10 protein-coding genes and 1 tRNA gene are annotated in these 12,123 nt (G+C 69.6%); 3 read left to right on the top strand and 8 right to left on the bottom strand.

The features are described 5' to 3' along the window. The first annotated feature begins 86 nt into the window (after nucleotides 1-86). The gene (locus HDC37_RS09175; RefSeq protein WP_179560122.1) at nucleotides 87-590 is read left to right on the top strand and encodes a DUF3145 domain-containing protein; all 504 of its coding nucleotides are present in this window, start codon (nucleotides 87-89) and stop codon (nucleotides 588-590) included. A 157-nt stretch (nucleotides 591-747) separates the two neighbouring features. Here HDC37_RS09175 and HDC37_RS09170 read toward each other — a convergent pair whose 3' ends face one another. From HDC37_RS09170 to HDC37_RS09135, 8 genes are all read right to left on the bottom strand, one after another. Next, complete coding sequence (locus tag HDC37_RS09170) at nucleotides 748-1,986, bottom strand: beta-ketoacyl synthase (protein WP_179560121.1); 1,239 nt, start codon at nucleotides 1,984-1,986, stop codon at nucleotides 748-750. Between the two features lie 60 nt (nucleotides 1,987-2,046). Continuing rightward, nucleotides 2,047-2,295 (bottom strand): acyl carrier protein, encoded by a 249-nt coding sequence (locus HDC37_RS09165; RefSeq protein WP_124293295.1) that lies wholly within the window; start codon nucleotides 2,293-2,295, stop codon nucleotides 2,047-2,049. Nucleotides 2,296-2,363: 68 nt separating this feature from the next. After that, nucleotides 2,364-3,365, bottom strand: a complete 1,002-nt coding sequence (locus HDC37_RS09160) for a beta-ketoacyl-ACP synthase III (protein WP_179560120.1) — start codon at nucleotides 3,363-3,365, stop codon at nucleotides 2,364-2,366. Continuing rightward, nucleotides 3,362-4,276 carry an ACP S-malonyltransferase gene (locus tag HDC37_RS09155; protein ID WP_179560119.1) on the bottom strand — a complete coding sequence of 305 codons (915 nt, stop codon included), beginning with the start codon at nucleotides 4,274-4,276 and terminating at the stop codon, nucleotides 3,362-3,364. Before HDC37_RS09155 ends, HDC37_RS09160 begins: the two co-directional genes overlap by 4 nt. A 94-nt stretch (nucleotides 4,277-4,370) precedes the next feature. After that, nucleotides 4,371-5,564, bottom strand: coding sequence for a CdaR family transcriptional regulator (locus tag HDC37_RS09150; protein ID WP_124293292.1), 1,194 nt, complete (start codon nucleotides 5,562-5,564; stop codon nucleotides 4,371-4,373). Between the two features lie 18 nt (nucleotides 5,565-5,582). Further along, a complete protein-coding gene (gene aceE, locus HDC37_RS09145; RefSeq protein WP_179560118.1) occupies nucleotides 5,583-8,312 on the bottom strand; it encodes a pyruvate dehydrogenase (acetyl-transferring), homodimeric type in 2,730 nt (909 codons plus the stop codon). Nucleotides 8,313-8,421: 109 nt separating this feature from the next. Further along, nucleotides 8,422-8,494 (bottom strand) — tRNA-Val (locus tag HDC37_RS09140). A gap of 33 nt (nucleotides 8,495-8,527) precedes the next feature. After that, the gene (locus HDC37_RS09135) at nucleotides 8,528-9,493 is read right to left on the bottom strand and encodes an LLM class F420-dependent oxidoreductase (protein ID WP_179560117.1); all 966 of its coding nucleotides are present in this window, start codon (nucleotides 9,491-9,493) and stop codon (nucleotides 8,528-8,530) included. 130 nt (nucleotides 9,494-9,623) lie between these two features. On the opposite strand from HDC37_RS09135, the gene HDC37_RS09130 reads away from it, so the two are divergent. Further along, nucleotides 9,624-10,355, top strand: coding sequence for a zinc ribbon domain-containing protein (locus HDC37_RS09130; protein ID WP_179560116.1), 732 nt, complete (start codon nucleotides 9,624-9,626; stop codon nucleotides 10,353-10,355). Between the two features lie 34 nt (nucleotides 10,356-10,389). Then, complete coding sequence (locus tag HDC37_RS09125; protein ID WP_179560115.1) at nucleotides 10,390-12,123, top strand: bifunctional 3'-5' exonuclease/DNA polymerase; 1,734 nt, start codon at nucleotides 10,390-10,392, stop codon at nucleotides 12,121-12,123.

Raw genomic sequence — 12,123 nt, 5'->3', positions numbered from 1 at the left:
GGTGATAATGGCCGCACAACCGAACACGCCGCAGCTGTCGTTTCACAGGTCGTAGGGGAAGACGTACCTGAGGAAACGGAGTCATCATGGCGACAACCACTGCGCGTGGAGTGATCTACATCCACTCCGCGCCACGGGCGTTGTGCCCCCACCTCGAGTGGGCGGTCGGCCGCGCCCTGGGTCGGCCCGTCACCTTCGAGTGGGCCGACCAGCCGGTGCTGTCCGGGAGTCGGCGCGCGGAGTTCTACTGGGAGGGGCCCGCGGGGACGGGTGCCGCGCTGGCCACCGCGATCCGCGGCTGGGAGCACCTCCGGTTCGAAGTGTCGGAGGACCCCACGCCGCGCAGCGACGGAGGCCGGTGGCTCCACACGCCGGGGCTCGGCATCCACTATGCCCAGACGGATGCTGCGGGCAACATCGTCATCGGTGAGGACCGCCTCCGCTATGCGATGGAGATCGCCGCCGGCGACGTTCAGGAGCTGCAGCGCGAATTGCACGTCGCCCTGGGCGCCGCCTGGGACGACGAACTCGAACCCTTCCGTCACGCGGGAGACGAGGCATCCGTCGTCTGGCTGCACAAGGTGGGATGACCGCGTCATGACGTGACGGACGCATCCCGTGCGCGAGGCGCCACTACCGGTGGATCGGTGAGCACTCCCGGGGATCGGGACCGCGAATCGACGCACGGAGAAAGGTGAGGCCCCCGACCGAGGTCGGGGGCCTCTGCCGTGCAGGAAGGGGTGGACCTCAGACGCTCGCGAACGCAGCCACGGCGTTGTGCCCGCCGAACCCGAACGAGTTGCTGATGGCGAGCTGGTCGCCGCGTCCGAGCTCCATGCGTTCGCCCGAGATGCGGAAAGGCACCTGGGGGTCCTGCGTGGTGATGTTGATGGTGGGCGGCGCGATGCGGTCGCGAAGAGCGAGCACCGTGAAGATCGCCTCGAGGGCACCGGTGCCGCCCAGGAGGTGGCCCGTCGACGCCTTCGTCGCCGAAACCGGGATCTCATCGATCCGGTCGCCGAAGACCGTCTTCAGTGCGGTGTACTCGTTCGGGTCACCGACGGGCGTCGAGGTGGCGTGCGCGTTGACGTGCGTGACGTCGTCGGGCGAAGCGTCCGCCATCCCCAGCGCCATCCGCACCGCCCGGGCCGCCCCCACTCCCTCGGGGTCGTTGGCCGTGATGTGGTACGAGTCGGCGGTCACGCCGCCACCGACGACCGCGGCGTAGATCTTGGCCCCGCGGGCACGGGCGTGCTCTTCGGTCTCGAGGATGAGGACACCCGCCCCCTCGCCCATGACGAATCCGTCACGGTCCACGCTGCAGGGCCGCGAGGCGGTGGCGGGGTCGTCGTTGCGGCGCGACAGCGCCTGCATCGAGGCGAAGGAGGCGATCGTGATCGGATGGATCGCCGACTCCGTGCCGCCGGCGATCACGACGTCGGCGAGGCCCGCGCGCAGGTGCTCCACGGCGTTGACGATCGACTCGGTGCTCGACGCGCAGGCACTTGCGACCGTGCGGGCGAAAGCCCGCGCGCCGAAGTGGAGCGAGAGGTTGCCCGCCGCGGCATTGGGCATGAGCATCGGGACGGTCATGGGCATGACCCGCCGCGGACCCTTCTCGCGCAGCGTGTCCCACGCGTCCAGCAGCGTCCACACTCCGCCGATGCCCGTGGCGAAGTCGACGCCCAGTCGCTCGGGAGCGACGTCAGGGCGCCCCGCGTCCTCCCATGCTTCCATCGCCGCAACCATCGCGAACTGCGATGCCGGGTCGAGCCGTTTGGCGACGGGGCGCTCGAGAACGGTGTCGGGCCGCACCTTGGCCTGCGCGGCGAAGGTGACAGGCAGCTGATACTGCTCGACCCACTCGTGCTCGAGGGTGCGGGTTCCGGATGCTCCCTCGAGCAGCGCCTCCCAACTCTCGGGCGCGGTCGCGCCGATGGGAGAGGAGGCGCCGATTCCGGTGACGACGATGCGTGACGTGCTCATACGAAGGTGATTCCTCGGTGTGTCGTGCCGGTGGGGGCCGAGGGCCCCCACCGGAGGGCGCTACGCCTGGTTCGACGTGATGTAGGTGACGGCGTCGCCGACGGTCTTGAGGTTCTTCACCTCGTCGTCGGGGATCGTCACGCCGAACTTCTCCTCGGCGTTGACGACGATCGTCATCATCGAGATCGAGTCGATGTCGAGGTCGTCGGTGAACGACTTCTCCAGGGCTACCTCGTCGGCCGAGATGCCGGTCTCGTCGGTGATGAGCTCAGCGAGCCCGGCGAGGACCTCGTCGTTGGTGAATGCCATGGTTTCTCCTGTTTTCTCGGGGGAAGCCCGGTCGGGCCCCGTTCAGTTTAGAGTCGTGGGTCCCGCGCTCACGGGAGCACGATCACCTGCGCGCCGAAGACGAGTCCGGCGCCGAACCCGATCTGCAGAGCGAGTCCGCCGCTGAGTTCGGGATGCTCCTCCAGCAGACGATGCGTGGCGAGGGGGATCGACGCGGCCGACGTGTTGCCGGTCGTCTCGATGTCACGGCCGATGACCACCGTGTCGGGAAGCTTCAGCTGCTTGGCGAATTCGTCGATGATGCGCATGTTGGCCTGGTGAGGGACGAAGGCCGCGAGATCGGATGCCTCGACACCTGCCGCCTCGAGCGCCTCGCGCGCGACCTTCACCATCTCCCACACCGCCCAGCGGAACACGGTGGGGCCCTCCTGGCGGAGGGTCGGCCAGGGCGCCTTCCCGTCCCGGAAGTCCGTGAGCGTGTGATTCATCCCGACCGCGTCGGCCTTGGAGCCGTCGGACCCCCAGACGGTGGGACCGATGCCGGGCGTGTCGCTCGGGCCGACGACGACGGCGCCGGCGCCGTCGCCGAGCAGGAAGGAGATGCTGCGATCGGTCGGATCGACGACGTCGCTGAGCTTCTCGGTGCCCACGACGACGGCATAGTGCGCCGCTCCGGCTCGGATCAGGGCATCGGCCTGAGCCACGCCGTAGGCGAAGCCGGCGCACGCGGCGTTGACGTCGTAGGCGGCCGCGGGGTTGGCGCCCACGCGATCGGCCACGATCGCCGACACCGACGGCGTCTGCTTGGGGTTGCTGATCGTCGCGCAGATCACCAGGTCGACGGCGCTCGGATCGACGCCGGAACGCGCGATCGCCTCACGGGTGGCCTCCGTGGCGAGATCGATGGCATCGGTGTCGGCTTCGGCCCGCATACGGGTGACGATGCCCGTGCGCTGGCGGATCCACTCGTCGCTGGAGTCGATCGGCCCGATCAGATCCTCGTTGGGGACGGCGCGTTCGCCGCGCGCGGCACCGTACGCGTAGATGCGCGTATGTGCCACGCCCGTGGGTTGACGCAGGGAGACGGTCATGCGGCGGGTCCTTCCCAGAGCCCGACGGCGGCGGCGAGATCGTCGGGCGTCTTCACGGCGACGGTCGGGATGCCGCGGAGGGCCCTCTTCGCGAGCCCGGTGAGCGTGCCCGCGGGGGTGAGTTCGATGATGCCGGTGACGCCGGCGGCGGCGAAGCTCGCCATGCACAGGTCCCAGCGCACGGGCGAGGCGACCTGCTCGACGAGGAGATCGATGAAGGCCCGTCCGGTCTTCACGGCGGAACCGTCGCGGTTCGTCCAGATGGTCCGGAGAGGATCACCGCCCACGGTCTGGGCTGCCGCGTCGCGGAGTGCGGTCACGGCCGGCGCCATGTGATCGGTGTGGAAGGCGCCCGCCACCTGGAGCGGGATGACGCGCGTGCCGGCGACGGGTTCGGCGGCGAGACGGTCGAGATCGGCACGGGCTCCCGCAGCGACGATCTGCCCGGCGCCGTTGTGGTTGGCGGGCGTCAGCCCGAGCGCGGAGAGCCGCTCCAGAACGGCCGTCTCGTCGCCGCCGATGACGGCGCTCATGCCGGTGTCGGCTTGCGCCGCGGCATCCGCCATCGCCCGCCCACGGACTCCCACCAGGCGCAGCACTTCGGCGTCGGGGAGGATCGCAGCGGCAGCGGCAGCGGTGAATTCGCCGACCGAATGCCCGGCCACCCCCGACACCTGCCGGGGCCTGCCCAACTCGCCCCAGGCCAGGAGACCGGCTGCGACGATCAGCGGCTGAGCCACCTGGGTGTCGCGGATGCGATCGGCGTCCCACTCCGTTCCGGCGGCGACGAGATCGACGCCCGCGGCATCGGAGTAGACCTCGAGGGTCTCCCGCGCCCCCGGGATCTCCAGCCACGGGGCGAGGAATCCCGGCGTCTGCGAGCCCTGACCAGGGAAGACGGCGATGATCACGGTTCCATCCTTTCAATGATCCTGCGGCACCTTCTGGAGGGTGCGACACAGAAATAGCCGGAGCCTTTGTGCGTTGCGCACAGAGAAGGGGTTCTCATCCGACGCGTCGTGGTCCGGGAGAACGTCGACGGGTGGCATCCGTCCCGATCGATCCGAGAATCAGCGCCGTCTGCAGGATGAGCGCTTCGCGCGGCCCCGTAGCGTCCCACCCGATGACCTCCGACACGCGTTTCAGCCGGTAGCGCACCGTGTTGGGGTGCACGAAGAGCTCCCGCGCGGTCGCCTCGAGCGAGCGGCCGTTGTCGAGGTAGCTCCACAACGTCGTCACCAGGTCGGAGCTGTGGCTCTGCAGCGGGCGATAGATCCGCTCCACGAGCGTCTGCTTCGCCAGCGGATCACCGGCAAGAGCCCGCTCCGGGAGGAGGTCATCGGCCTCGACGGGCCGGGGCGCATGACGCCAGGCTCGGGCGACCGCGAAGCCGGCGAGGGCGGCGCGAGCACTCTGGCTGGCGTCGACGAGTGCGGGGACGGCAGGTCCGAGCACGAGGTAGCCCGTTCCGAAGCCGGGTTCGAGACGCCGGGCGATCTCGTCGAACGGCAGGTCGGTGGGCGTCTCCTCCCCGCGCGGGGCGTCGGCGCGGCCGACGACCAGGACCAGTCGCGAGCCCTGGACACCGATCAGCACGTCGACTCCGAGCTTGCGCGCCGTACGGCGCAGCTGGTCGACGTCGAACTGCGGGGGAGTGGTGCCCACGAGCACCGCCACCTCGCCGTGTCCGTGCCAGCCGAGGGCAGCGATCCGGCTCGGCAGCTCCTCGTCGGCCTCGCCGGTGAGGATCGAGTCCACCACGAGGGCCTCCAGGCGCGCGTCCCACAGCCCCCGCGCCTCCGCCGCGCGGGCGTAGACGTCCGCGGCGGCGAACGCGACCTCGCGCGAGTAGAGCAGGATCGCCTCGCGGAGGTTCTCGTCCTTCCCCGCCACCCGCTCCTCGGTCACCTCGACGGTGACCCGGATGAGCTGCAGCGTCTGCGTCAGCGACACGCTCCGCAGGAGTTCACGCGGCGCGGCGGCGAAGATGTCCGCAGCGATCCAGGGCGTGGACCCGGGATCGTCATACCACTGGATGAAGGAGCTGATACCCGCCTGGGCGACCAGACCCACCGCCGACCGACGGGCCGGCGGCATCTCGGCATACCAGGGCAGTGAGTCCTCGAGACGCTGGATCGTGGCCGTGGCGAGGTCGCCCGAGATGCGTCGGAGCCAGGCGAGCGTTTCGGCCTTGTCCATCGTCGGAGGGGTCCCGGATCAGCTCTCGCCGCCCGCGTTCCCGCTCGTGCCCGCGCTGACGTCGTGCAGGCGGTACTTCTCGATCGCCTGCACCGACAGCGAACGATCCACCGTCCCCTCGGCGGCCAGCGCCTGCAGGGTCTTGACGACGATCGAGGGGCCGTCGATCTTGAACCACCGGCGTGCGGCCGGCCGGGTGTCGGAGAAGCCGAACCCGTCGGCGCCCAGGGTGTGGAAGTTGTGCTGCACCCACGGGCGGATCTGATCCTGGACGGCATGCTCGAAGTCGCTGACCGCGATGACCGGGCCCGGCGTTCCAGCCAGCTTGTCGGTGACGTAGGCAGTGCGCTCCTCGCCGTCGGGGTGGAGGAAGTTGTGCTCGTCGGCGGCGAGACCGTCGCGACGCAGCTCGCCCCATGAGGTCACGGACCACACGTCGGCCTGGACCCCCCAGTCGTCGCGCAGCAGCTGCTGGGCCTCGAGTGCCCACGGCACGCCCACGCCCGAGGCGAGGATCTGTGCGCGGGCGCTCTCGCCGCCGGCGGCGGGTGCGATGCGATGGATGCCGCGGACGATGCCCTCGACGTCGACACCCTCCGGCTCCGCAGGCTGAACCATCGGCTCGTTGTACACCGTGAGGTAGTACATGACGTTCGGGTCGGGGTGGTTCCCGCCGTACATCCGCTCGATTCCGGCCCGCACGATGTGGGCGATCTCGTAGCCGTAGGCCGGGTCGTAGCTGATCACCGCCGGGTTGGTCGAGGCCAGGAGCGGAGAGTGACCGTCGGCGTGCTGGAGTCCCTCGCCCGTCAGGGTCGTCCGGCCCGCGGTGGCACCGATGAGGAAGCCCCTGGCCATCTGATCCCCGGCCGCCCACAGGGCGTCGCCGGTGCGCTGGAATCCGAACATCGAGTAGAACACGTAGACCGGGATCAGCGGCTCACCGTGGGTGGAGTACGACGTACCGGTGCCGGTGAAGGCGGCAAGCGCGCCGGCCTCATTGATGCCGACGTGGATGATCTGCCCCTGGGGACTCTCCTTGTACGCCAGAAGCAGTTCGCGGTCGACAGAGGTGTAGTGCTGACCGTGCGGGTTGTAGATCTTCGCCGTCGGGAAGTACGCGTCCATGCCGAACGTGCGGGCCTCGTCGGGGATGATCGGGACGATGCGGTGACCGAAGTCCTTCACGCGCAGCAGGTCCTTCAGCAGACGGACGAAGGCCATCGTCGTCGCAACCTCCTGCGTGCCCGATCCTTTCTTAGGCAGGGCGTACGCCTGATCGCCGGGGAGTTCCAGCCCGACGTGATGCGTGCGTCGCTCCGGCAGGTAGCCGGCGAGGGCCCGCCGCCGCTCCTGCAGGTACTGGATGGTCTCGTCCTGCGGTCCGGGGTTGTAGTACGGCGGGAGGTAGGGGTTCTCCTCGAGCTGCGCGTCGCTGACGGGGATGTGCATCGCGTCGCGGAAGAGCTTGAGGTCGTCCAGCGTCATCTTCTTCATCTGATGCGTGGCGTTGCGACCCTCGAAGTGCGGACCGAGGCCGTACCCCTTGATGGTCTTGGCGAGGATGACGGTCGGCTGGCCCTTGTGCTCGGCGGCCGCCTTGAATGCGGCGTAGACCTTGCGGTAGTCGTGCCCGCCGCGCTTGAGGTTCCAGATCTGCTCGTCGCTGTAGTCCTTGACCAGAGCGGCAGCACGCTCGTCGCGCCCGAAGAAGTGCTCGCGGACGTACGCACCGTTCTCGGCCTTGTACGTCTGGTAGTCGCCGTCGGGGGTGACGTTCATGAGGTTCAGGAGCGCACCCTCGCTGTCACGGGCGAGGAGGTCGTCCCACTCGCGGCCCCAGATGACCTTGATGACATTCCACCCGGCGCCGCGGAAGAAGCTCTCGAGCTCCTGGATGATCTTGCCGTTGCCGCGGACGGGACCGTCCAGGCGCTGCAGGTTGCAGTTGATGACGAAGGTGAGGTTGTCCAGGCCCTCATTCGCAGCGACCTGCAGCTGGCCGCGGCTCTCGACCTCGTCCATCTCGCCGTCACCGAGGAACGCCCAGACGTGGCTGTCGGAGACGTCCTTGATCCCGCGGTTGGTGAGGTACTTGTTCGTCATCGCCTGATAGATGGCGTTGATCGGGCCGAGCCCCATCGACACCGTCGGGAACTGCCAGAACTCCGGCATCAGACGGGGGTGCGGGTAGGAAGGGATGCCGTTCGGGGCGGCGGACTTCTCCTGCCGGAAGCCGTCGAGCTGGGCTTCGGTGAGACGACCCTCCAAGAACGCGCGCGCGTATGTGCCGGGGGACGCATGGCCCTGGATGAAGATCTGGTCGCCCCCGGAGGGGTGGTCCTGACCGCGGAAGAAGTGGTTGAAGCCGACCTCGTAGAGGGCGGCCGACGAGGCGTAGGTCGAGATGTGACCGCCGACGGCGATGCCCGGACGCTGGGCGCGGTGGACCGTGATGGCGGCGTTCCACCGGATCCACGCGCGGTAGCGTCGCTCGATCTCCTCGTCACCGGGGAAATCGGGCTCGTTCTCGGCCGCGATGGTGTTGATGTAGTCGGTGGTGGGAACCATCGGGACGCCCAGGTGGAGTTCCTTCGACGCCTTCAGCAGACTGAGCATGATCTCGCGTCCGCGCTGCGGGCCCTTGGCCTGCACCAGCTGCTGGAGCGATTCCTGCCACTCCGAGGTCTCTTCCGGGTCGCTGTCCTGCGGGCCCTGAGAGTACGGATCCTGGTCGTGAACAGTCACACGAGACCTTTCTTCGGCTGGCAGATCGTGCCAGACATTCACCATGGACGTGCGGATCGCTTTGTTCGCTCCGCACAACACACCATCGACAAGCCTATCGAGTCCTCGGTGGGCCCTGCCGGGATCGAACCGACGACATCCACGGTGTAAACGTGGCGCTCTACCAGCTGAGCTAAAGGCCCTTCCCTCTCAGTCTAGGAGGGGTGCGGTCTCGGTCACAGCGCGCGGAGCCGCTCGAGAAGCGGACCTGCCGCCTCGGCGAGGAAGCGCTCCTGGTGTTCGCCGCCGATCTGCACCAGGGCGACGTCGGTGAATCCGGCGTCGAGGTAGGGCCGCACGCTCTCGGCGATCTTGTCGAGGTCGGGGCCGCAGGCGATGCCGTCTGCGACGTCGTCGGGCCGGACGAACTGGCTGGCTGCGGCGAAACTCGCCGGGGTGGGAAGCTCGGAGTTGACCGGCCAGCCCAGCCCGAACCACCGGAACTGCTCGTGGGCGCGGGCGACCGCGGCATCCTCGTCGGGATCCCACGAGATCGGGATCTGCCCGATCTTCCGCGAGGTGCCCCCGTGCGCCTCGTCCCATCCGAGAACGAGCTCCGCCTCGGGCTCGACGGCGATCATGTGGTCGACGAGCGCGGAGAACCGGTCGATGGACTTCGGGCCCGACACGGCTGTCGCCAGCGGGACCCCACCCTCGGGAGCGTCCCAGACGCGCGCGGAGTCCACGCGGAAGTACTGTCCGTCGTAGGTCACCAGGTCGCCGGTGTGCAGGGCGCGGATGATCTCGATCGCCTCGACGAGCATGTCCTGTCGCACGTCCACTCCGGGCCACCCCTCACCGACGACGTGCTCGTTCAGGCTCTCGCCCGATCCGAGGCCCAGGGTGAAACGGCCATCCGAGAGAAGCTGCACGGTGGCAGCCTTCTGCGCGACCACCGCGGGGTGGTAGCGCACCGTCGGACAGGTGACGTAGGTCATCAGCTCCACCCGGTCGGTCACGGCGGCCACCGCGCCCAGCACCGACCAGGCGTAGGGCGCATGCCCCTGCGTGGTCAACCAGGGAGAGAAGTGATCGCTCGAGACCTCGAAGTCGAAGCCGACGTCCTCGGCCGCGCGGGCGTAGCGGACGAGCTCCTTCGGGCCGCTCTGCTCGGTCATGAGGGTGTAGCCGAAGTTCGTCATCGGTGCTCCTTGCGTCTGGTGGCGCCCAGGCTACGGACACCGGGTCCGCCGTCCGAGGCCTTGCGCTCGGGACCCGTATGGGGCAGTGCGCGGCCGACGGTGCGGGGGACGCGGCGGGTAGGTTGGACACGTGAACGCCTCTCCTGCCGATCAGCGCCGTCTCCTGGAGGTCTCCGACCTCGACACTCGCATCCGCCAGGCAGAGCACGCGCGGCGGAACCCGCCGCAGGCCGAGCGTGTCAAAGAGCTCCTCGCCCGTCGCACGGCGCTGACGCAGGAGCTCAGCCGTCGCGCCGGTGCACGCGACGATCTGCGAGCGGAGCTGGCGCGGATCGAGTCCGACGTCGCCGTCGTCGATGCGCGTCGCGCACGTGACGAGGAGCGCCTGGCGGCGAGTTCGAACGCCCGTGAAGCGCAGGGGTTTGAAAGCGAGCTCGCCTCGCTCGCTCGCCGGAAGCGCGACCTGGAGGACGCCGAGCTCGAAGTCATGGAGAAGCTCGACGCCGCCGAAGCCGCGGTCGTCGAGCAGGAGGAGCTCATCCGCGCCACGAACGAGGAGGGCGCGCAGCTGAGCGCGGAAGCCAAGCGCGCCGTCGCCGAGGCGGAAGCCTCGCTGACCGCCACTCAGCGCGACCGCGACGCCGTTGCAGGATCCATCGCCGCCGACCTGCTGGCACTCTACGAACGTCTCGCCGCTCGAGGCGTCGGTGCGGGTCTGCTGCGCCGACAGACCTGCGAGGGCTGCCACATGGTGCTGTCGGGCACCGATGTGCAGCGGATCAGGCAGAGCCCGGATGACGCGGTGGTCACCTGCCCGGAGTGCGGCGGCATCCTCGTCCGCACCGAAGAGTCGGGCGTCTGAGACCCGCGCCCGCCCGACGGGCGGACATCGCCGGATGACAGCACCATCGGCGGACGTCGCGTGGGTCGCACTGGGCGCGACCGCAGACGGCTGGGAGGCGGTCACCCTGACGGCAGCCGGCTCCGAGGGCGAGCGTCATGTTCTCGCCCCCGGCGAGCTGGAGCCATGGGTGAGAGGGATCGAGGCCACCCACACCCCACGCTGGGTCTGGTCGGACACCGGCCGTGTCTACGGAGGTCTGCTCGCCGCGGGGGTCCGCGTGGCGCGCTGCCACGATCTCCGCCTCGCGCATGCGATCCTGAGATCGCGCCCGGACATGCTCGCCGACGTCGTCGCGCGCACCGATCCGGATTGGAATGCCCCGGTGAAGGCCGCCGAGGCCCACGACGCCGACGTCCTCTTCTCCCTGGACCCCGACGCGGGCGGGTCGCACCTTCCGGAGGCGCTCGACGCCGTTCTGCGCGAGTTCGGGCGCCAGAGGGACGCGATCGCTTCGAGCGCATCGCCCCGATCGCTCCGGCTGCTCCTCGCCGCCGAATCAGCCGGAGCGCTCGCCGCCGTGGAGATGACGGCGGCGGGTCTGCCCTGGGACACCGCGGCGCACGATCACGTGCTCTCGGACATCCTCGGTCCGCGGCCCCGCGGAGACGAGCTGCCGGAGCGGATGCGGCTGCTCGCCTCGGAGGTTCGCGATGCTCTGGGCGACCCAGGGGTGTCGCTCGATTCGCCTCCGAAGCTCCTCCGCGCGCTGCACCGGGTGGGGATCGATGTCGAAACGACGAGCCGCTGGGAGCTCGCGCGTCACACCCACCCCGCTATCGCCCCGCTCGTGGAGTACAAACGGATGTCGCGCCTTCTCACCGCGAACGGCTGGTCGTGGCTCGACGAATGGGTGCGGGACGGGCGATTCCGGCCGGTGTATGTTCCCGGTGGTGTCGTCACAGGCCGCTGGGCATCCTCGGGAGGGGGTGCCCTGCAGATTCCGCGCGTGCTCCGCGAGGCCGTGCGCGCAGACCCCGGCTGGTGCCTCGTCGTGGCAGATGTCGCCCAGCTCGAACCGCGGGTGCTCGCAGCGATGGCCGGCGATCACGCCCTCGCTGCCGCCGCGCGAGGGCGGGACCTCTACGAGGGCGTGGTGGAGACGGGCGCCGTCGCAACCCGGGCCGACGCCAAGATGGCGCTGCTGGGCGCGATGTACGGAGCGACCACGGGGGAGAGCGGGCGACTGGTGCCGAGGCTCCGAAGGTCGTTTCCCCGCGCGATGGCGCTCGTCGACGAGGCTGCCCGCGTCGGCGAACACGTCGGAGTCGTTCAGACACAGTGGGGACGAGCGTCTCCGCAGCCCGGCCCGGGATGGCGGGCAGCGCAGGATCGCGCCAGCCAACCCGATGCGGCCCCGGCGGAGCAGGACCGCGCCAGGCGTGCCGCACGCGACCGTGGACGATTCACCCGCAACTTCGTGGTGCAGGGGACTGCCGCCGAGTGGGCCCTGGCCTGGATCGCCGATCTGCGGGGGCGACTCCATGCCCTCGGCGGCGACGCCGTCGACCCGCCCGCGACCGCTTCGGGACCGGTGTTCGATCGGCGCCCGCATCTGGCGTTCTTCCTGCACGACGAGATCGTCGTCCATGCCCCGCTCGCGCAGGCCGAGGAAGCGGCCGACGCCGTGCGCGCGGCATCCGTCTCGGCCACCCGTCTGCTGTTCGGCGACTTCCCGCTCGACTTCCCCCTCGATCTGCGGATCACCCAGACGGCGGCCAAGTCCTGA

The sequence above is a fragment of the Microbacterium sp. AK009 genome (assembly GCF_013410955.1).
Classification (GTDB): Bacteria; Actinomycetota; Actinomycetes; order Actinomycetales; family Microbacteriaceae; genus Microbacterium.
Note: the sequence above shows the minus strand (reverse complement) of the source record. Positions and strands in the feature narration are given on the sequence as shown.